Genomic DNA, 22,120 nt, shown 5'->3' with positions numbered 1-22,120 from the left:
GCATTTACGTGTTAGAAAGTATGTTGATAGCCTTAGATAAAAATGGACAAACCGTGAATATACTAGAGAACAATAACTTGAAAGAACCCTTTTATTGTCCAGCCTGCAAATCACCCGTGCGTTTAAAAAAGGGCAAGATAAAAATTTCGCACTTTGCTCATGTCTCCTTACAAAATTGTTCTTCCTGGTCTGAAAATGAATCTGTTCAACATTTGGAGTTGAAACTTGGTCTGTATCAGTGGCTCCGTCAAAAGGAAAAAGTTGAAATTGAAAAGTATTTACCGCAGATACAGCAAACAGCAGATCTATTAGTGAACGACAAATTAGCTATTGAAATACAGTGCTCCCCTCTCTCATTACAAAGGTTGAAAGAGCGTACACTAAGCTACAGAGCCAATGGTTACTATGTTCTTTGGCTTCAGGGAAAGGACCTATGGCTGAAAAATTCTTTGACTGCTTTACAAGAAAGTTTGCTCTATTACTCTGAAAACAGAGGTTTTTACTTTTGGGAGTTAGACTTGGAAAGAGAGAAAGTACGCTTGAAGTCTTTGATACATCAAGACTTACGTGGCCGACTTATTTATCTCACGGAAGAATTTGACTGGTTTCAAGGCGAGCTTTTGGAAGTGCTTCGTTTGCCCTTTAAGGAAACATTAGATCTGTGTTTAAAAGTTCCTCAAAGCAAAGGCATGCAGTCTTTTATTCAGAGACAGCTTTATCATCAAGTCCCGAAATGGCTTAAGATACAAGGAGAATACTATGAAGTAGGCGAAAACTTATTAACATTGGATTTGGATAAAGGGTACTGGAGCCCACCAGGACTGAATTTGTTGACCTATGCCTTGAAAAAGGAAGAAAAACAACATTTTTATCAATTAGAACATTCCTTAGAAAATTACTATCGAAATTTCTATGAAAACTTTTCAGCAAAAGAGCTTGAAACACTGCATGCACCGCGTTTCTATGCTATAATTAAGGGTAAAAATGAAAAGGAAGATAGGAAGAAGAATGGTCAAAAAGCGTGACGAGATAGCTGAAGCGTTGACTTGGGATTTGACGACAATCTTTGAAAGTGACGAAGCTTGGGAATTAGAGTTGAAAAAACTTCAGAAAGAGTTGGGAGAAGTAGATCATTTTGAGGGACATCTTTTGGATAGCGCTCAAAGTTTACTAAAAATCACAGAAGCAGAACTAGAGTTTTCACGTGCAGTTGAAAAAGTCTATGTTTATGCGTCAATGAAACATGACCAAGATACTCAGGTGAGCCTTTATCAAGAGTATGAGGCCAAAGCCACTCAGTTGTACGCAACACTTGAAGAAAAATTTGCCTTCTACGAACCAGAATTTCTCGAACTGTCCCCAGAAGATTATAAAAAATTTAAATCAGAAGAACCAAAGCTTGAACAATTTTCACATATGTTTGAGCGCCTTCTTGCTAAGAAAGCGCATATCTTGAGCCAGAAAGAGGAGAAGATGTTGGCTGCGGCAAGTGAAATTTTTGGTGCAGCAGCAGAAACGTTTGAAATTTTTGACAATGCGGACATTAAGCTCCCGATGATTAAGGATGAAAAAGAGCGAGAAATCCAGCTCACACATGGCAATTATACCTCACTCATGGAAAGCAAGGAGCGTGAGGTCCGTAAGGCGGCTTATCAAGCCCTTTACAGCAACTATGAACAATACCAACATACTTACGCTAAAACGCTTCAAACGAATGTCAAGGTTCACAATTTTAAGGCCAAGGTGCGAGGCTATAGTTCAGCACGTCAAGCAGCCTTAGCCAGTGATTTTATTCCCGAAAAAGTTTACGATAAGCTGTTGGAGACTGTAAATAAACATTTACCCCTCCTGCATCGATACATGAAACTTCGTGGAAAAATCCTAGGTTTAGAAGGCGATTTGAAGATGTACGATGTTTATACGCCATTATCTAACCTTGATTATAAGTTTAGTTATGCAGAAGCTATCCAAAAATCACAAGAAGTTCTTAAAGTTTATGGAACAGAGTATGCTGCTCATGTAGAAAGAGCGTTTAAGGAGCGTTGGATAGATGTTGCAGAAAATATTGGGAAGCGTTCTGGTGCATATTCCGGGGGGAGCTACGACACCAATGCTTTCATGCTGTTGAACTGGCATGAAACTTTAGATGACCTGTTTACTTTGGTTCATGAGATGGGACATAGTATACATTCAACATTTACAAGGGAAAACCAGCCCTATGTTTATGGTGATTATCCGATATTTCTTGCAGAAATTGCCTCAACGACAAACGAAAATATATTAACAGAACGTCTTTTGGCCGACACGGAAGATGAAAAAGAACGTTTTGCTATTTTGAACCACTGGCTTGACGGTTTCCGAGGCACGGTTTTCCGTCAGAGCCAATTTGCCGAGTTTGAACATGAGATTCATAAAGCTGACCAAGAAGGAGTGGTTCTGACCAGTGCTTTTATGAATCAACTTTATGCTGAACTCAACGAAAAATATTACGGCTTATCTGCTGAAGAAAATCCTGAAATTCAGTATGAATGGGCGCGAATTCCTCATTTTTATTACAACTACTATGTTTTCCAATACGCCACAGGCTTTGCTGCAGCCAGCTATCTTGCAGAAACGATTCTACATGAGAACGGAGAGGCGCGTGAAAAGTATTTGACATACTTGAAAGCGGGCTCGAGTGATTATCCATTGGCTGTAATTGCTCAAGCAGGTGTAGATATGGAAAGTGGTGCGTATTTGGAGTCAGCTTTTGCTGTCTTTGAAAAGCGATTGGATGAGCTTGAAAAAATGGTTGAAAGCGGGGCTCATTTATAATGGTTTTAACATACAAGAGAACAAGCAACCCTATGATGAACCGACCTGTTGTAAAGAAAGAAATTGTAGACTTTATGCGAGAACGTCAAACACAAATTACAGGTCCACTAAAAAATGTTGAGACATTCGCTCACGAAAACAATATTCCCATTATCCCACATGAGACAGTTGTTTATTTTCAATTGCTGTTGGATCTCATGAAACCTAAGAGAATTCTAGAGATAGGTACCGCTATTGGTTTCTCCGCACTGATGATGGCTGAAGCAGCATCTGAAGCAGAAATTATCACGATTGACCGTAATCCAGAGATGATTGCTCTAGCTAAAGAGAATTTGGCGACATATGATACAAAAAAACAAATCACTCTTTTAGAAGGAGATGCAGCAGAGCTTTTACCCAGCTTAGAGGGAGAGTTTGACTTTATCTTTATGGATTCCGCTAAATCCAAGTATGTTGAGTTTTTGCCAAAGGCAATGGAGCTACTTTCTGAAAATGGCGTGATTATCATGGATGATATTTTTCAGGGAGGAGAAATTCTTATTCCTATTATGGAAATCAAGCGTAATCAACGTGCGCTTGAACGTGGGTTACGGCGCCTGTTTGATGAGGTTTTAGACAATCCAAAGTACCATACAAGCATCCTTCCTTTAGGAGATGGTGTCCTAATGATTAAGAAGAGAGAACACGAGATTCAGACAGGGATATAGCGAATGATAAGAGAAAAGTAAGGATTTTGATTAGAATGCTTACTTTTTTTGTTTCCATTGACTTACTTGAAAAATCTACAACGTGTGAGACATTAAGCACAGGTTTCAAACGGGAAGCTGTAAGTCTGGGAAAGGGCCCAAAGATGAAAGAAGACGAAAGTCCTATCACTCAATGCTGGGATTAAGCATTTTTTTTGTTTGTAAACCTTGGTAGGAAATCAGTTTCTTTTTATTTTTACTTTCCGAATTTAAAACTGTAATTGCAGAAATTTCGTTTCACATCAAGGGTGTAAACGCATTCCTGGACTGTTTCGCTATTGCATATTACTTTGAAGTCCTCAAGTAGTACTTTAAAATAGAATTATAGAAATAAAAATAGCAGCCTGAGTTTAAGTTGAGATTATCTAAATGTAAAAACAGTTATTATCTATAGAGATATGAGGTGTATTATGATTACGAACCTACTTTATGCTATGAATTCAAGTAAGTCACATTGTCGTCGGATAAGTATACTCCAAATGCTGGATTCGGAGCCAGAAGGACTTGCGGTGCGGGAAATCTCGGAAACATTAGAGGTATCTAAAGTCACAATTGTCGCGGATATTAAGCATCTAAGACGAGAGCTGGCACCACGTCAGGTGCAGATTCTTTCGGAGGATGACAGATATAAACTGGAATACCCTGATTGGTTCAATTCAGACTTGCTGTGTAATTTGTTGAATATGAATGAACTCCCTTATATTATCATGGAAAACGCAGTGATGGGACGGGAGATGGATATAAATAAGGCGACAGTGCTTTATCAAGTTTCTCGAACTAAACTTATGTCTGTACTAGAACATATGAATACACAACTCAGCCGATTTGATGTCCACATTTCTTTGAAAAACCTCACGCTTGAAGGACGTGAGGCAGATATACGTTTTGTTTATTTTGTCTTTTTTTCTTTCTTAAGTGATGGGAATAGTCTTTATGCAGAAAGTGCAGCATTGGCAGACTATATGATTAAGGAGCAGAAAAAAAGGTTTATACAGCCTTTAAATTTAAACTATTCTAACCTCTCTATCCACCTTGCAATCACAGCTTTACGCTGGAGAAATCAATGTTATATAGAGTTACCTGATGAAGCGGTCGCTGAATTTAAAGCATGTGAGGATTATGTGGAAGCTTCACAAATCGTTGAGCAGATTTACAAGAGACTTTATCCTCACGCTAATGCTGCGACCATTCCAGAGACAGAAAAATATTGGATTTGGATTTCAGCTTTATACCATACCTCCTATGTTGTAAAGGAGGGAGATGCTATTCCAGATTATCCGGCCAAATCAAAATCTAAGGTATTTAAGGAGTCTCTAAACCTCCTATTAAAGGACCAAGAAGATGGTGAGGAAAAATCTATCCTTTCTCTCTACTTATATAATATTATGGTTTTAGGAACGATGACGAGAAATTATGAACGTATTCTTCCGTCTCTGAAAAAAGCAATCAAGCTCAGCCACCAAGAGAAGTTTATTTATTGGTTAGATGTATTGAGCCAACAACAAGAGGAAACAGTATTTTATTTTGAACACAAAGAAGATGTTGCGGCTAGTTTGGCTTTAATTCAGGCAAACTTTGAAAGAAAAACATATATGAATGATTTGGATGAAATTCATATTGTTGTTGCTTTGCAAGGCCAGCCAGGCTTGGAACAATATATTATAGATGTTGCTAAAGATGTCCTCCCTCAGGATTCTGCTATTAAATTTTATTTGGACGAACCAGTGACACAGAGAGAGATTAATCAATTTGGACCATGCCTAATTGTTTCAAACTTCCCATTAAATGAGAGTTTAAAAACAGAAGCGCATGTTGTGACAATGTCTAAAATACCTAAGCTTACCGACTGGGGACGTATGCGGGAGGCAATAAACAAGATACATAAATTCAAACGCACTCTATAGTGCTTTTTTATTTGTGAGCTTAAAAATTAATTAGACAGAATATCGCTGAAAAATAATAAAAAAAAATAAACGAGGATTTAAAAATAAAAAAATAAAAGCCAAATAAAAATATTAAAATAAGTCTTGTAAGTTATAAAAGTTACAAAAATAAAAGAACTATGGAGACATAAAAATGAAAAAGAAACTTTTGATTACCTCAGCAGCTATGTTGCTTACAGCACTCTCTTTTGGAATGACTGCTCAAGAAGCACAAGCACATGGCTATGTAAAAAGCCCAGCAGCACGAGGATATCAAGGTCAATTGGATAAAGATAAATTGGGCTGGACACCAGCTTTCAACCTTTATGGTAATGTTATTACTAATCCACAATCACTAGAAACAGCTAAAGGCTTCCCTCAAGCTGGTCCAGCAGATGGCAAAATTGCTTCTGCTGAAGGTGGACTTGGTCAAATTGGAGATTTCGTGCTTGATTTGCAATCGCCAGACCGCTGGAAGAAACAAGATGTCACAACAGGAGTAAATACATTTACTTGGCATTATACAGCACCACATAAAACAGCTAAATGGCACTATTATATTACAAAAGTTGGTTGGAATCAAAATGCACCGTTGAGACGTGATATGCTCGAGAAAATCGGTGAAGTTGATGGTAAAGGCCTTACAGCTGATATGGATCTTAGCCATGATATAAAAATCCCTGAAGACCGTAAAGGTTACCATGTTGTTCTTGCTGTGTGGGACATAGCAGATACGCCAAATGCTTTCTATAATGTTATTGACGTTAATGTTGAATCAGACTTTACAGGACCAACTTTACCTCAAGCACCAGAAGCACCAACAGGCTTAAAAGCAGATGAAGTGACAAAAACTTCAGCAAGCTTGTCATGGAATCTCCAAACAGATGCTTCAAGCTATCTCGTTTACAAGGATGGTGAACAAGTCGCAGATGTTGAATCTGGGAATTATGAAGCAAAAGGCTTGAAAGCTAACACTACTTATGAGTTCCAAGTTGCAGCAAAAGGTACTAACGGCATGGTCTCTGAAAAGTCTAAAGCAATAACAGTTAAAACGGATGCTGAAGGAGTGGTAGAATTCCCGACAGCACCAAAGAATCTTCATTCGATGGGTGAGACAACATCATCTGTTGACCTTATGTGGCAAGCAGCTTCACACTCAGAAGGAATTAAACATTATGAAATCTTCCAAAATGGTGTAAAAATTGCTGAAACAAATAAAACTTCATTTATGGTTAAAGGACTGGCTTCTGGCACAACCTTTGATTTCCGAGTAAGAGCTGTTTCAAATACTGAAACAACTTCAGAATTCAGTAATACTTTGTCAGCTACAACCTTGAAAGAAGAAGGTGGAGGTGAACTTCCAGGTGATGTACGTGAGTTCAAGTTGGGAAGCTTCACTGCCCCTGAAGTCTACTCTGCTAATGAAGAAATTGCCTACAAAGGTAAACTCTACAAAGTTTTGGTAACACACTTTAACTATGGCGATGCATCATGGACTCCTGATAATGCTGCTTCTCTCTTTGTTGAAGTCAAATAAAAGCGATAACTAAAAACTGCTTTTAAGAAACTTTTAGAAAACAAGTAAAACCAATCAGACATCTGAGCATGCGATTGGTTTTATTTGCGTGCTCCTAATTGGGCATCTTAGCTGGATATTTTTTGTGAAAGAAGTATCCAAAACTAAGACTTTTAAACTAAATATTTTCTTCTAGAAAAAATGCAGGTACGTCTGTAAAAAAGATGGTGCATACTTAGGATTTTTTCGCGCTAATACAAGGTTTTTTATTAAAATTTTACAGTAGATACTGTCTTAATAATAAAATATATAGCTGAAATGCAGTTTAGGTTTATTTAATATTTTGTGTTATAATAATGTTACAATAACTAATATTTACTTAGGGTTTAGATGACCCTCGTGAGGAGAACACTTTGAAATTTAAAAAATTGAACATCTTGCTTGCAACGGCTGTTGCGGCTGTAGGCCTTGTCACACTTTCAGCGTGTGGAAATAATAATTCGACAGGTGCCAACATTATCACAATGAAGGGTGATACTATTAATGTTAGTGACTTCTATGGTGAGGCTAAAACTTTTCCCAACATGCCAGCCACAGCTCTCTTACAAAACTTGACAATGTCAAAAATGTTTGAAAAAGACTTTGGTGATAAGGTTTCAGATAAAGACGTTCAAGCGAAGTTTGATGAGACTAAAAAACAGATGGGCGAACAGTTTGCTGCAGCCTTGCAACAACAAGGGTTCACTGAAAGTAGCTACAAAGCCTACGTTCGTCTTCAACTGTTGCAGGAATATGCAATTGAGAAAAAGATTGAAGATACACAATACACAGAAGCTAACTTGAAAGCAGCTTGGGCAGACTTCCATCCAGAAGTTGAAGCGATTGTTGTACCAGAAACAACCAAAGATGCAGCGACGAAAGCTATTGAGTCTGCTAAGTCAGATGCAGCAAAATTTGAAGAAGATAATAGCAAGAACAAACAGAAGTTTGACTCAACAAGCACCACTATTCCTAAAGAGGTACAAACAGCAGCTTTCAAGTTGAAAAACGGCGAAGTTTCTGAGGTTATTGAGGCAACAAATGCTTCTACTGGAACAACAAGCTATTATGTTGTGAAGATGATTAAAACATCAGATAAAGGTTCAGACATGAACAAGTACAAAGATCAACTTAAAAATGTAATCAAAGCAGAAAAAATGGCAGATACAACATATGTTGCGGGTGTGATTGGAGAATATCTCAAGGCACACAATGTTACTGTTAAAGAAGAAGCCTTTTCAACAATCTTCTCACAATTCACATCAGGTTCATCATCTAAATAATGAAAAATAAGTGACTTTACAGAGAGTCGATGCGAGGTGAAAGTCGACAAGTCAGTGTGCTTAAAATCTAAGGATTTTTATTCAGCAGGGAAAACTGCTTTATCAAGCAAAATAAAGACGATGTATTCATCGTGAATGAGGGTGGTACCGCGTAAGTAACGCCCCTCGTTTGCGATGGATTTTTTGTTTTTATATTGTGTGAATATTCACATAAAATATATGAAAGCTATTTTATTAGGAGAGTAATTATGAAAAAAATGACTTCTACAGAAGTGCGCCAAATGTTCCTTGATTTCTTTCAATCAAAAGGACACTCTATCGAACCTTCACAATCATTGGTTCCTGTCAATGACCCTACCTTGCTTTGGATTAACTCAGGGGTTGCCACGTTGAAGCCTTACTTTGACGGTTCAGTTGTTCCTGAAAATCCGCGCATCACCAATGCGCAAAAATCGATTCGTACAAATGATATCGAAAATGTGGGCAAGACAGCACGCCATCATACAATGTTTGAAATGCTAGGTAACTTTTCTATCGGGGACTATTTCCGTGACGAAGCATTAGCTTACGCATGGGAACTGCTCACAAGCAGTGAATATTTTGACTTTCCAGCAGAAAAGCTTTATATTACCTACTATCCGGATGATAAAGATACATTTAACCGCTGGATTGAGTTAGGTGTAGATGCAAGTCATTTGGTACCAATTGAAGATAACTTTTGGGAGATTGGTGCGGGACCATCAGGACCTGATACAGAAATTTTTTACGATCGTGGTGAAGCTTATGATCCTGAAAACATCGGCTTAAAACTTTTAGCTGAAGATATTGAAAACGATCGTTATATCGAAATCTATAATATTGTCTTGTCGCAGTTTAACGCCGATCCAGCTGTCCCACGTAGCGAATACAAAGAATTGCCACAGAAGAATATTGATACAGGTATGGGACTTGAACGTATGGTTTGTATCATCCAAGAAGGTAAAACAAACTTTGATACAGATCTTTTCCTCCCTATTATTCGCGAAATTGAGCGTATCTCTGGTAAAACCTATAATCCGGATGGCGATAACATGAGCTTTAAAGTCATTGCTGACCACATCCGTGCGCTTAGCTTTGCCATTGGAGACGGTGCCCTACCGGGAAATGAGGGACGCGGCTATGTTCTTCGCCGTCTTCTCCGCCGTGCCGTAATGCATGGTAAAAAGCTGGGCATTGAAGGTAAATTCTTGGCTCAACTTGTTCCTATTGTCGGGCAAATCATGGAATCTTACTATCCAGAAGTACTCGAAAAACAAGATTTTATCATGCAAATTATCGACCGTGAAGAAGAAGCTTTTGGTCGTACAATTGATGAAGGAAGCAAGCTCCTTGATGAATTGCTTGCCAAACTTAAAGAAGAAGGAAAGACAACACTTGAAGGTCAAGATATCTTCCGCCTTTATGATACATATGGTTTTCCTGTAGAATTGACGGAAGAATTGGCAGAAGATGCTGGTTTTAAGATTGATCATGAAGGTTTTAAGGCAGCTATGAAGAAGCAACAAGACCGTGCGCGTGCGGCAGCGGTAAAAGGTGGTTCGATGGGCGCTCAGAATGAAACACTTCAATCAATTAAGGAAGAATCAGAATTTCTCTATGATGTGGAAAAATATGATGCAAAACTCCTTGTTGCTGTTAAAGATGATGAGAAGGTAAATACTGCAAGTGGTGAGGCTCAACTTATTTTTGACAAAACACCTTTCTATGCTGAAATGGGGGGACAAGTTGCCGACCACGGTGTAATCAAAAATGCAGCAGGTAAAGTAGTAGCGGAAGTCAAAGATGTCCAACATGCACCAAACGGTCAAAATCTACATATGGTCGATATCCTTTCGACTCTTGCCGTTGGTGAGACATACACACTGGAAATTGATACAGAGCGCCGTCATGGCATTGTCAAAAATCATACGGCCACTCACGTACTTCATGCCGCTTTGCATAATATTGTGGGGGAACACGCACTGCAAGCAGGCTCACTTAATGAGGTAGAATTCCTCCGCTTTGACTTTACGCACTTTGCACCTGTAAGCAAGGAAGAATTAGCAGATATTGAGCATCAAGTTAACGAAGTCATTTGGCAATCATTGCCTGTTGAAACAATCGAAACAGATATTGAAACAGCGAAAGAAATGGGTGCAATGGCTCTCTTTGGTGAAAAATACGGCAAAAATGTTCGTGTTGTCAAAATCGGCGATTACTCTATTGAGCTTTGTGGCGGTACACACACAGCGACGACAAGTGAGATTGGTCTCTTCAAGATTATCAAAGAAGAAGGTATCGGATCTGGCGTACGCCGTATTGTTGCCGTAACAGGCCAAAAAGCCTATGAAGCATTTAAAAATGCTGAAAATACCTTGAACGAAGTTGCTGCTGTTGTCAAAGCACCTCAAGCGGCACAAGTTGTAGCTAAAGTAACAGCTCTCCAAGAAGAACTAAAAGCAGCTCAAAAAGAAAATGAAGTTTTAGCAGGTAAATTGGCAGCCAGTCAATCTGAAGAAGTCTTTAAAAATGTTCTTATGGCGGCAGATACAAGCTTTATTGCAAGTCAAGTAACAGTTCCTGATGTAAAAGGTCTTCGAAATCTTGCAGATATATGGAAACAGAAAGATTTGTCAGATGTGCTCGTGCTCGTCGCTAAGATTGGCGAAAAAGTGAGCCTTCTTGTGGCAAGCAAAACAGCTGACGTTAAGGCAGGAAACTTGATTAAAGAACTTGCGCCTTACATCGATGGCCGTGGTGGTGGTAAACCAGATATGGCTATGGCTGGAGGAGCAAACGCAGCTGGCATTCCTGAACTTATCGAAAATGTAGGCGCTAAAATAGCCCACAAATAATATTGGAATAAAAAATAAAGTCTTTTCGCAGAAGATTAAAATGGAGCGAAAAGACTTTTTTGACTTTGCGACAGTGTGGCTAAAGAAGGGTTAGCGATTTAGAGATAAAATATCAGCCATTTTTTATTGTTATGTTCGTATCATATATCTTTATAAAAGACAAAAATTCTGTTATAATCACCTTTTATCGTATTCTGTAACGTATATGATATACTGAAGTAACCAAAAACAGTTGATAAGGAGAAATGAATGATTGAAGACAGTCACTTAAATAAGCTTAACGATCTTGAAAGTATGGTTTTTGAACAAGTGTTAAAAGAACCTGAATGCATTATGAAAATGACTATTCGTGAATTTGCTTCTTCTGTTCATGTTTCTCCAACTACGATTGTACGTATGACACGTAAGTTAGGCTTTTCAGGCTGGAATGAGATGAAGGGGTATCTGCGTGCTCAAAGAGACAAAGTTTCGCTGAAAGCAGATGCTGCAGAATATGATAATCTTCTCGCCTTTGAACTTTTTACGAAACGTTTACGGAATCCAGAGTATTTGAAACTCATCGATGAAGCCGCAAAGCTCTTGGAGGAAACTGAATATACTGTTTTTATCGGTGTCGGAACCTCTGGAGCTCTAGCTGACTACGGTACAAAGTATTTTAATAATGCAGGACTTCCTGCGTTTGAAGTGACCGATCCTTACCAGCCCTTGATGACGAATAATGCTCAATCGATGACAGTTGTTGCTCTTTCTATCTCAGGGAAAACCAACTTCATAATTGGCTCTGTTGCGTCTTATAAAAGAGATGGTGTAAAAGTCATTTCGATTACTAATGAAATGAATAATACTTTGTCTAATATGGCAGATGTTGCTATCCCTTATAATGTAGCAGCCGAAAGCTCTAAAGTACATGCTTTGGGGCAGCTGACGACACAGTTACCTGTTGTTGCCCTTTTGGAACGGCTGGCGCATCGAACACATAGTTTTCGGCAAGAAAAAAATAAAAATAATAGTGAAAAGGGCAAGACATTTAAAAGCGGTTTTCTTTAAAGAAAGTCGCTTTTTTAAATGGGGTAGTCAATGAAAAGTTTGAAGAATAAAGCTGAAAGAGCTGCAGCAAAAACAAGTAGTTACTAGCATTACCATTGCCGATACAAGAACAGAATTAAGTGAGGTAGGGAAGAAGAACTCCTTGGTTTTACGTAAGATATCTGTAACGTTGACTGCCCCACGGGATACAACAGAAATGCTGTCCCGAGAGAGTTTCCTAATATTTGAATGTGTAACTTGAAGTCCTTAAAAAGTTATGCTAATAATTCTGGATACGGATTAAAAGTTGGTTTGTTATGATTAAAAAAAGCTCCTATGTCAAGCTCCAAGTAAAATAGACACTATAGAAAAGGCTATGGTAATCTATTTTAGGAGGTTCTTTTGTTATGGCTCAAAAAGGAAGTCAATTCAAGAAATATGACTATAAATTTAAACTTAAAGCAGTAGAAAAATATCTCAGCGGAGAATATGGAAGTCAGAGACAGACATGCCTTAATCTAGGTATCCGCTCGGTGACCCAACTGAAAAAATGGCTTGCTCTCTACAAAGAAAATATCAAGCTTAACGAAATGTCTCTCGAAGATCAGAATAAATTCTTACGCATGGAGAATGATATCCTAAAAAAATACCAAGCGCTCCTCAAAACATTGAACGAGCGCTGAAATTTCATGTGATTGACGAACTAAAACTTGTTTATAGTGTAAGCTTACTTTGTCGCTATTTCAATGTTTCTAGAAGTGGATTCTATGCCTAGATAAATAATGGAAAACCTTTATACAAAGCCTACAAACAGGACATAGCAATACTCATCAAAGAGATTTTTGAAGCACATGAGAAAGGTTATCGTTACATTACCATGCAATTTAAACGACTTCAGGGTGTGTTTCTCAATCCAAAGACCGTACTACGTTATATGCAAATTCTTGGCTTAAAATCGCCCATTCGCAAGAAACGCTTTACTTCCTGCACCAAACAAGAAAGAAATGAAAAAGCAAGAGTCGTTATGCCAAACGCCCTTGCTCAAAACTTTGTCGCCACAAGGCCTAACGAGAAGTTAGTCACGGACGTCAGCTATATTTATCATAAAAGCGGTCGATGCTTCCTCAGCGTCATTAAAGACCTTTATGATAACTCTATTCTAGCATATACAATTTCTCGTTTCAATGATAATAAGCTGGTCTTTGATAACTTAGACTTGGTTTTTGATACACAATGGAAGACCGAACTCCCTTGCATTTTACACTCTGACCAAGGCTTTCAATATACCAACCGTACTTATATCAAGAAATTATATAGGCATAATGTCATGACTTCCCATTCTCGTAAAGGGAACTGTTATGACAATGCGCCTTGTGAGAATTTCTTTTCACATCTCAAGAGTGAGTCATTGGAACTCCATGTTCCTGAAAATGAACAAGCTTTATTGAAATAGGTGGATGCTTTCATCTGTTGGTACAATTATGACCGTCCACAAGAAAAATTAAAAGGCATGACTCCTATGGAATATCGGAGTGCATACCTTATTGAACATCAAAACTAAATAGGCTTTTCTTAACTGTCTATTTTACTTGGAGCTTGACATAACAGCTTTTTTACTTTTCTTCCAAAGCTTGGAGACGTTCCTCTTGACCGATGAATTCGGTAGCCATGTCTTTAAAAGCAATGGCTGTCATGAGATGATCTTGGGCATGTACCATATAAAGATTTAGCTCAATCACTTCGCCTTGAGCCACACGTGTTAAAAGATCTGTTTGGACATCGTGTGCCTCGCGTAACTCATCGTTGGCTTGTTGCAAAGATTCGTGTGCTGTGTCAAAATTTCCCTCTTTAGCCTGTTGGATGGCTTGATAAGCTAAGCCTTTTGCATTACCGCCATGCATGATAATGCCCATGACAACATTCATATATTCTTCGTTCATTTTCTTCTCTTTCTGACTATAGTGCCTATTTCATTAAGTTCTCAGCATTGGCTAAGACATTATCGCCGCGCATCATGCCGTAGTCCTGCATATTGATTACATCCATCGGTACACCGGCTGCTTCCGCTTTTTTCTGTACTTCTGCCTTCATGAAAGCAACTTGTGGTCCTAAGAGGAGCACATCTGGTTTAGGATTAGCTGTTAACATGTTATCAATGTCGGCTGTTGATTTTGCAAAAATCTCGTAGTTTTTGCCTGAAGCTTCGGCCGCTTTTTGCATTTTTGAAACCAATAATGATGTGGACAGTCCTGCAGCACAGGCGAGCGCGATAACTTTATCTGCCATAATGTAAATACCTCTTTTTTAAAATTTGTGGTTTCATTATACCCTTTTCAAGAAACAGATGCAAACGTTATCAGAAGGCTTTCTCTTGTGTAAATGAAGCTTTTGAAACAGTGCTATTTCAGGCTTTGAGAGATATTTAAAAGTTAGTATCTTTCTTTTTTTGAAGCTTTTGTTTCAGAAAATAGGAACAAAACTGTCAGACTTTCCTCAACTTTGTAAACTTGTTTTTGGTATAATAGAGGTATTGATAACGCATACATTTCAAAAAAAGAATGTATGCAGCAAAATACAACTTACACAAAGGAGCGTTAATATGCCATTGTCTAAAGATTTTCTCTGGGGTGGTGCAACAGCTGCCAATCAATATGAAGGCGGCTGGAATCAAGGCGGTCGTGGGCTTGCAAATGTGGATTTGGCACCACATGGTGAGCGCCGAGAAGCGATTATTTTAGGGCTTGAAAAACATCTGCAACCAGAAGAAGGACTCTTCTATCCAGGTCATGAAGCGGTTGATTTCTACAACCATTGGCAAGAAGATATTGCATTATTCGCGGAAATGGGCTTTAAAACTTTCCGGATGTCTATTGCTTGGTCACGGATTTTCCCAAAAGGTGATGAAAGCCAGCCTAATGAAGAAGGGCTTCTCTTTTATGAAAAAATATTTAAAGAGCTGCGCAAGTATGAAATTGAACCTCTGGTAACTATCACACACTTTGACATTCCAATGCATTTGGTGACAGAGTACGGTGGCTGGCGCAACCGTAAGATGATTGATTTTTATAAAAACTTAGTGACGGTCTTGTTCACTCGTTATAAAGGCTTGGTCAAGTACTGGCTTACCTTTAACGAAATCAACGTGCTCTTGCATGCACCTTTCATGGGTGCAGGGGTCTATATTGAAGAAGGTGAAAACCGTGATGAAGTTCTCTTTACTGCGGCACATCATGAACTTGTCGCCTCAGCATTAGCAACAAAAATTGCGCATCAAATAGATCCAGAAAATAAAATTGGTTGCATGGTAGCAGCCGGAGATTACTACCCATGGGATTCAAAACCAGAAAATGTTCGTGAAGCTCTTGATAAAAATCGTGAGAACCTTTTCTTGATTGATGTGCAAGCGCGTGGTAAATATCCAAATTACTTCTTGAAGCAGCTAGAACGTGAGGGAATTTCTTTACCAATAGTGGAGGGAGACGAAGAACTCCTTGCCCAAAATACCGTTGATTTTGTATCCTTCTCTTATTATTCTAGCCGTGTCGCAAAAGTTTTAGAAGAAGGGGATGAGGAAACTTCTGGTAATATCTTTGCCTCTGTTAAAAACCCATATCTCAAAGCCTCAGAATGGGGCTGGCAGATTGATCCTGTCGGTTTACGCACAACCATGAATACTCTCTACGACCGTTATCAAAAACCACTTTTCATCGTTGAAAACGGCTTAGGAGCTGTGGATAAACCTGATGCAGACGGTTATGTTGTTGACGATTATCGCATCGCCTATCTGGCTGATCATATCGCCGAGATGGTCAAAGCAGTCGAGCTTGATGGCGTTGAACTCTTGGGCTATACTTCTTGGGGCTGTATCGACTTGGTTTCAGCATCGACTGGAGAAATGTCTAAGCGCTACGGATTTATCTATGTGGACCGTGACGATCAAGGAAAGGGCAGCTTAAAACGTACACCGAAAAAATCCTTTAACTGGTACAAAAAAGTCATCGCTTCGAATGGTCAAGATTTGAGCAATGATTGATGGATAAATGAGTGCTTAATAACAGCTTCGCTTTTGGGAGGAAATACAGCAAGTCTCCTTTTCTGCTATTATGGGCTGTTCTCATTGCACCTAAAAGGTAAACCTCTTGTTGGGTTTCCTTCAAAAACGGTATTTTTTGAGGGAGACTGTCATAATAAATTGATGAAAAGCACCTTCTCTATTTTTCTGTTATAATAAAATCATGGTAAAAAACACAGTAGACAAGCCCTTAGCGCAAAATAAAAAAGCGCGGCATGATTATGAAATTTTTGAGACTTTTGAGGCAGGCATCGTTTTAACAGGAACAGAGATTAAGTCGGTTCGTCAAGCCAAAATACAGCTAAAGGATGGCTTTGCGCGTGTAAGAAACGGAGAAGTTTGGCTTTCTAACGTTCATATTGCTCCTTTTGAGCAGGGAAATATTTTTAATGTAGATGAGTTACGTACTCGTAAACTTTTGTTCCATAAAAAAGAAATTGCCAAAATTGAGAAAGAACTCGCAGGGACAGGAATTACTTTTATTCCCCTGAAAGTTTATCTCAAAAACGGTTTTGCTAAAGTGCTTATGGGCCTAGCTCGCGGTAAAAAACAATACGATAAGCGTGAAACCTTAAAACGTAAAGAGCAAAACCGTGATATAGCTCGCCAGCTTAAGGCATATAACCGTTAGACAAGTCAGTAAGCAGAAGTGCTTCTGGCTTTTTGTTTATCCAAAATGATTTTTTTGTGACAGTTTTTACAATTATTGTATTCTATGTCATATTAGTATGTAAGCGCAAACGAATTTGTTATACTTAATTTAAATAAGGAAGTGTACAAATTTTTTTTTAGATTTGAGGAAATAAAAAAAATGTCAAAATATTATGGGTCAATTGAAGCAGGCGGAACAAAATTTGTACTTGCTGTTGGTGATGAAGATTATGGAATCATTAAAACACATCAGATTCCTACAACACATCCTGAAGAAACAATAAGTAAGACAATCGCGTTTTTTAAGGAGAATCCTGTTGAAGCAATTGGCTTAGGTTCATTTGGACCACTCGATATTAACGTTGATAGTCCAACTTATGGTTATATCACCACGACACCTAAACCAGATTGGGGAGGCATAAATCTTCTTGGCAAGATTAGTGATGAATTAAATGTTCCGGTTGCTTTTACGACAGATGTCAATGCTTCTGCTTATGGTGAGATGGTTAAAACAGGGCTTCAAGATGTCGTTTATTTTACGATAGGTACAGGTATTGGAGGAGGCGCAACTCAAAAAAGAAGCTTTATTGGAGGGCGTGGACATGCTGAAATGGGGCACCAAACAGTTAAACGCCATCCAAAAGATACGAATTTTGAAGGTATCTGTCCTTTCCATAATGATTGTTTGGAAGGTCTCGCTTCTGGACCGACAATCGCTGCACGTCTTCAGAAACGTGGTGAAGAAGTTGAAGCGAATCATGAAGTATGGGAATTGATTGCTTATTATATTGCACAAGCAGCTGTAAATGCCACTTTGACCTTAGTGCCTGAGCGTATTATTCTTGGAGGCGGTGTCATGTCACAGCCCTTAATGCTCGAAAAAGTTCAGAGACATTTTATAGAATTGCTTAATGGTTACGTAAGCTTACCTTGTGGGATAGATGATTACATCACACTACCGAGTGTAGAAAATAACGGTTCTGCGACAATAGGGAATTTTGCATTAGCAGCTTCAAAAATAGATGAAAAAAGAAAGGGGAGAAAGTAGGAGTTGCGGGTCATTTGATATGGCTACAATGCAGGTAATATAAAAAATTGAAAGTTGATTTTTTAATCAAGAAAGGAGATTCAAAAACAAACAAGTTGTGAGTTGCCATGTTTTAGACCTTAATAAAGAAAGGCAGTTTTATGTTTCAAAATACTTTTTTTGATGTAAGAAGTGATATGCAACCGGCAGGAGTACAAGCTCCTTTAGATGAAATCATTCTTGATGATTTTAAGCAAGATAATGGCTGGCTGATTTCAGGCGGCACAATGAATTATGACACGTTAGGTGGAACCTTAACGCTAAGTGGAACCTCTGCAACCCTATCTAAAAACTTTGCATATGCAACATGGAAATATTCAGATTTGAATATCAAAATTGCACAGATTACAGCTGAGCTTTCGTGGGAGTTACTTGTTCAAGGTGAGGCGGAAAATGCCCAACTTATTACAATTCAACCAGAAAGCCAAGCACAAAATAGTAGTTTTGGAGAGGCTTTTAGCTATTCTTTAAAAGGGATTGCTGGAACAGAACCTTTGTCAGATTGGAACGATTCAACCCTTGAGAGTAAGACATTTACACTTACGATGAACTTTAAAGGTGATGTCGGACAATTTATTACTTTAGGAGTGTTAACTTGTAGTGAGCCAAATTATGAAATTACCCAAGCTCTCCCTTCAAGTGTACAAGGGAACATCGGAGGAATTAATTTTGATGGAGATCCTACGGTTGATGTCGATACTTTAAAAAATGATGATCCGACCAATATCTCAAATTTAAAAGAATATCGAAATTTATCCCTTCCTTTTAGTCGCTTGGTAACTAATCCTGAATATAACTTTGATAATCAGGCGATTACTCCTGTTGAGCCCTCAATGGATTTACGTTTTGGGGCTTACTATGGCATTAAAGGTAACGCAAACAGGACAAGTGACAATGGCGTGAATTTAAGAGAGAAGAAGTCAGGTTTCCAAGATTCCAGTTTTAATGCTATTATGAAAATAGATGATGTACAAGCATCAGGCAGCACGATTACGTCAGCTTGGTTTCCTCATAAAGTGGAGTTGTCTGGAAGTGTTGAAGGTCTTGGAAAGATAGCAACTACGGACTTTTTTGTTGATGAAAGTACGCTGGGACGACTCATTAGCTTATCCGAAGCAACAGGTTCATATTTAGAAATAGAGCTTCGCGACTCAACAACCTCATCAACGGATTATAACACCAATAATTTGAAGTGTTACTGGGATGATGTGAACGAAGTTGTCTTGAAAACAGATACCCAGCATAGCGACTGGAATCAAAATTTATTTATTACAGCTATAAAAGTGGTTGCTCTTACGGAAGACGGCTCTATTGATACAGAAGCAACTGCACAAATTATTCCACCAACTTTTGTTAGTGGTATTGGAAAATACAGGATACCAACCTCTATTTCCTCTATTGGTTTAGCAGTAGGTTATGCAAACCGTGAAGAGGGAGAAGAACAAGCTATTATCCGTGCCCTAAATGGTGTTGGTCTTGGTGAAGCTTCTACAACAATTACTGCGCATTATAATTCACGTAAAACTTATTGGGACAACTTGTTATCTAAAGTTCCTGTTTCAAGTGAATGGGGATTGGAAAGTTCTTTTGTTTACCACAGTGAAGTTGTGACACCAGAGAAACACCGCATTTTGTATTACGCAGCTTGGACGCATCTCATCTGTAATATTTTAGCACCTACTCCAGAAACAGGATATGCCTTTACCCAACAAGCCTTGGGTAAACCAAGTCGTCAATGTGCAGGTGCAGCTATGACTCCACCTAATAACTCATGGGAAGGCTTACTCCAAATTCAAGATTTGATGTATATTAATCCATCTATTGCTTGGAGTGGGATGGAAGGGTTTATGTCTATGGTGGATGCTAACGGCTTCCTTTCGGGAGAAGTATTGCCTGTTCGTATGGGTCAAACACTCTGGATGATTCACAATATTTCTCCAGATTTATCACGCTTGGGTGCACTTTATCCAGCATTGAAACGACATCTGGAATGGAAATTTGAACATCCAAGATGGATTTACGAGAGTACAGATGTTGAGAATGAAGTGGATTCAGAATTTATGATTTCTGTCATGAATGATACCCAGTATATGATAAAAATCTGTGAGCTACTGGGAAATGAATATGCGACAGAAATTTCGTATTGGCAAGAGTTATACGCGTTTAATTTAAAAAATTATGCGGATTGGATGTTTTGTGATCCACTTTCATGTGATCCACTTTCACATGAAGCTTTATATTCTTATCCACAAAATAGTACCAATCAAGAAATCAATAGGAAAGTGCTAAGAAATGGTGCAAATCTTCCAGATAATAATTATCAACGAGGAATTTGGCAATATATTTTCTTAGGTTGTGTTGATGTAGATCCAAATAATAATGATATAGACAAGTATATTCATGCAAGGAATTCGCATCTCTCTGAGCCACCTGTACCTCGCAGTACAACAGATTTGCCCAATATGTTGTCTAGTGGTTTGATTCTGCCAGATTTACCGACAGAACAGGCACAACAATTGGAACAGTTTACATTGGATATTATTAATCCAGCTCTGTCACTTTGCGGTTATCCAGTTCTCAAATGGGCGCCAAATTCATTAATGACACACGGTTTGATTAATCGAGGATTTTATGATGAAGCCAAAATTTTGTTGGAGAGTTACATTGTTCGAGGGACTGAAATTTGGCAATTTTGTGAGAATTATTTTTGGAACACCACAGGACCACGTGGCACCTATCCTACTTCATTTGGAGCCAGTCAAATCATTGATAGTACGATGATGCGAGGCGGGTTTAATTATAATGAAGATGGACCGCATGAAATCCCTAATTGGAGTCAAGGAATGAACAAACCTATAACTCCTCCGATTGATATTTTGACTGACGTGACCATTGATTTGAGTAATCCAGAAGAAACATTAGGGCTTATTGGTATGCCTGTTGAGTTGAGACAAAGCTATCAACGGACAGATAATTCGAGTAATAGCTATGAGCTAGGAAAAATTGTTGCAGTAACTTGGAAATCAGAAACGTTGAGTAGTATGCCGTTACCTAATCAATATACTGTGGATGGAGAAACGGAGATGAAACAAATTGTTTCGGCGACAATTACGAGTGGCTCGTGATGAGATTTAACTCCCAGTGAAATTAAAAATAAACTCTCTTTGGGAGTTTTTATTTATGATAGAAAGGACATTTTATGAATTTTGAGCAACGTGTCATTAATAGCAGGCATAGCTTTACAGAACTTGAAGAAGATATAGTGGCATGGATTTTAAAGAATAAAGAAGAAGCAACAACTATTAAAATTGTAACCTTGGCTACGCAGTTATATACAGCACCCAACACGATTATGCGACTCTGTCGTAAATTAGGATATGATGGCTTTACAGAATTAAAAGTAGAGTTAAAACATGAGCTTCAAGAACAGGTGGAAAATGAAACGAAGCGGATATTTTTGCGCAATTTTGAGCTGATTGATGCACAGCGAGAGTTGGAAGTGCTGAAGCTATTTCAGAGATATCCAAAAGTTAATTTTTTTGCTTTAGAACAAGCAGTGGTAATAGCTAAAGCATGTACAGAACATTTTTATACTTTATCTGATAAGTTTAGGCTCTATCAATATGAAAATGAATTAGTAAATCAGATTGAAAATAATCAAAAAAGCTGTTTCTTTTTTATTTCGCTGTCAGGGGAATCAACCACCGTTCATAAGTTAGCCCGACTCGCTAAAGAATATGGGCATAAGGTGGTCAGTTTAACCAATCTGACAGAGAATACTTTATCAGACATTGCGGATGTAAATCTTTATTGCTATACTACTCGTGAGGTATACGGACACTACGATGTGACAGATAAAACCCCATTGATGCTTATTATGCATTCTCTTTATCGCTCTTATTTGGAAAGTTTAAACCAGGAGCTGATTAAAGCTGACGTGTAAATTTTTACAGGATATTGAACAGAGCTGTATTGGCTCGTTTTTTTTTGTAAAAAATGAAATGTAAGGGTTTTATTTTGGTAGAATAATCTTGAAAAAAGCAAAAATACGAAGTGTACAGGAAGGAGGACTTAAATTTGAAATTTGATGA

The 22,120-nt window shown here is 38.3% G+C and carries 18 protein-coding genes; 16 read left to right on the top strand and 2 right to left on the bottom strand.

What is annotated here, in order from left to right:
- The first annotated feature begins 20 nt into the window (after positions 1–20).
- The 11 genes from NFR51_RS03085 to NFR51_RS03035 all read left to right on the top strand — a co-directional run bounded on the left by NFR51_RS03085 (position 21) and on the right by NFR51_RS03035 (position 13,780).
- The gene (locus NFR51_RS03085; protein ID WP_251712366.1) at positions 21–1,025 is read left to right on the top strand and encodes a competence protein CoiA; all 1,005 of its coding nucleotides are present in this window, start codon (positions 21–23) and stop codon (positions 1,023–1,025) included.
- Positions 1,009–2,814 carry an oligoendopeptidase F gene (pepF, locus tag NFR51_RS03080; RefSeq protein WP_251712280.1) on the top strand — a complete coding sequence of 602 codons (1,806 nt, stop codon included), beginning with the start codon at positions 1,009–1,011 and terminating at the stop codon, positions 2,812–2,814. Before NFR51_RS03085 ends, pepF begins: the two co-directional genes overlap by 17 nt.
- Positions 2,814–3,521 carry an O-methyltransferase gene (locus NFR51_RS03075; RefSeq protein WP_251712279.1) on the top strand — a complete coding sequence of 236 codons (708 nt, stop codon included), beginning with the start codon at positions 2,814–2,816 and terminating at the stop codon, positions 3,519–3,521. The genes pepF and NFR51_RS03075 overlap by 1 nt, the downstream gene beginning before the upstream one ends.
- A 449-nt stretch (positions 3,522–3,970) precedes the next feature.
- Entirely contained in the window at positions 3,971–5,464 is a 1,494-nt protein-coding gene (locus NFR51_RS03070; RefSeq protein ID WP_251712278.1) for a helix-turn-helix domain-containing protein, read from the top strand.
- Positions 5,465–5,636: 172 nt separating this feature from the next.
- Positions 5,637–7,019 (top strand): lytic polysaccharide monooxygenase, encoded by a 1,383-nt coding sequence (locus NFR51_RS03065; RefSeq protein WP_251712277.1) that lies wholly within the window; start codon positions 5,637–5,639, stop codon positions 7,017–7,019.
- 392 nt (positions 7,020–7,411) lie between these two features.
- Positions 7,412–8,320, top strand: coding sequence for a peptidyl-prolyl cis-trans isomerase (locus NFR51_RS03060; protein ID WP_251712276.1), 909 nt, complete (start codon positions 7,412–7,414; stop codon positions 8,318–8,320).
- A gap of 248 nt (positions 8,321–8,568) precedes the next feature.
- Positions 8,569–11,193: an alanine--tRNA ligase gene (alaS, locus tag NFR51_RS03055; protein WP_251712275.1), complete on the top strand. Its 2,625-nt coding sequence runs from the start codon at positions 8,569–8,571 to the stop codon at positions 11,191–11,193.
- A gap of 249 nt (positions 11,194–11,442) precedes the next feature.
- Positions 11,443–12,240, top strand: a complete 798-nt coding sequence (locus tag NFR51_RS03050) for a MurR/RpiR family transcriptional regulator (protein WP_251712274.1) — start codon at positions 11,443–11,445, stop codon at positions 12,238–12,240.
- Between the two features lie 386 nt (positions 12,241–12,626).
- On the top strand, positions 12,627–12,902 hold the full coding sequence (locus tag NFR51_RS03045) for a helix-turn-helix domain-containing protein (RefSeq protein WP_251712273.1): 276 nt from the start codon (positions 12,627–12,629) through the stop codon (positions 12,900–12,902).
- Positions 12,903–12,994: 92 nt separating this feature from the next.
- Entirely contained in the window at positions 12,995–13,672 is a 678-nt protein-coding gene (locus NFR51_RS03040) for an IS3 family transposase (protein ID WP_338147367.1), read from the top strand.
- Positions 13,673–13,780, top strand: coding sequence for an IS3 family transposase (locus NFR51_RS03035; protein WP_251712272.1), 108 nt, complete (start codon positions 13,673–13,675; stop codon positions 13,778–13,780).
- A 52-nt stretch (positions 13,781–13,832) separates the two neighbouring features.
- On the opposite strand, the gene NFR51_RS03030 is transcribed toward NFR51_RS03035, so the two are convergent.
- Both NFR51_RS03030 and NFR51_RS03025 read right to left on the bottom strand, forming a co-directional pair.
- Positions 13,833–14,159, bottom strand: coding sequence for a PTS lactose/cellobiose transporter subunit IIA (locus NFR51_RS03030; protein WP_202230601.1), 327 nt, complete (start codon positions 14,157–14,159; stop codon positions 13,833–13,835).
- Positions 14,160–14,184: 25 nt separating this feature from the next.
- A complete protein-coding gene (locus NFR51_RS03025; RefSeq protein ID WP_251712271.1) occupies positions 14,185–14,505 on the bottom strand; it encodes a PTS sugar transporter subunit IIB in 321 nt (106 codons plus the stop codon).
- 313 nt (positions 14,506–14,818) lie between these two features.
- On the opposite strand from NFR51_RS03025, the gene NFR51_RS03020 reads away from it, so the two are divergent.
- The 5 genes from NFR51_RS03020 to NFR51_RS03000 all read left to right on the top strand — a co-directional run bounded on the left by NFR51_RS03020 (position 14,819) and on the right by NFR51_RS03000 (position 21,972).
- The gene (locus tag NFR51_RS03020; protein WP_251712270.1) at positions 14,819–16,252 is read left to right on the top strand and encodes a 6-phospho-beta-glucosidase; all 1,434 of its coding nucleotides are present in this window, start codon (positions 14,819–14,821) and stop codon (positions 16,250–16,252) included.
- Positions 16,253–16,454: 202 nt separating this feature from the next.
- Positions 16,455–16,922, top strand: a complete 468-nt coding sequence (gene smpB / locus NFR51_RS03015; protein ID WP_251712269.1) for an SsrA-binding protein SmpB — start codon at positions 16,455–16,457, stop codon at positions 16,920–16,922.
- A 180-nt stretch (positions 16,923–17,102) separates the two neighbouring features.
- Complete coding sequence (gene scrK, locus NFR51_RS03010; RefSeq protein WP_251712268.1) at positions 17,103–17,990, top strand: fructokinase ScrK; 888 nt, start codon at positions 17,103–17,105, stop codon at positions 17,988–17,990.
- Positions 17,991–18,166: 176 nt separating this feature from the next.
- The gene (locus NFR51_RS03005) at positions 18,167–21,154 is read left to right on the top strand and encodes a hypothetical protein (RefSeq protein ID WP_251712267.1); all 2,988 of its coding nucleotides are present in this window, start codon (positions 18,167–18,169) and stop codon (positions 21,152–21,154) included.
- Positions 21,155–21,228: 74 nt separating this feature from the next.
- Complete coding sequence (locus tag NFR51_RS03000; protein ID WP_251712266.1) at positions 21,229–21,972, top strand: MurR/RpiR family transcriptional regulator; 744 nt, start codon at positions 21,229–21,231, stop codon at positions 21,970–21,972.
- Positions 21,973–22,120 lie beyond the last annotated feature (148 nt).

The sequence above is a fragment of the Lactococcus ileimucosae genome (genome assembly GCF_943193185.1).
Taxonomy (GTDB): Bacteria; Bacillota; Bacilli; order Lactobacillales; family Streptococcaceae; genus Lactococcus; species Lactococcus ileimucosae.
Note: the sequence above shows the minus strand (reverse complement) of the source record. Positions and strands in the feature narration are given on the sequence as shown.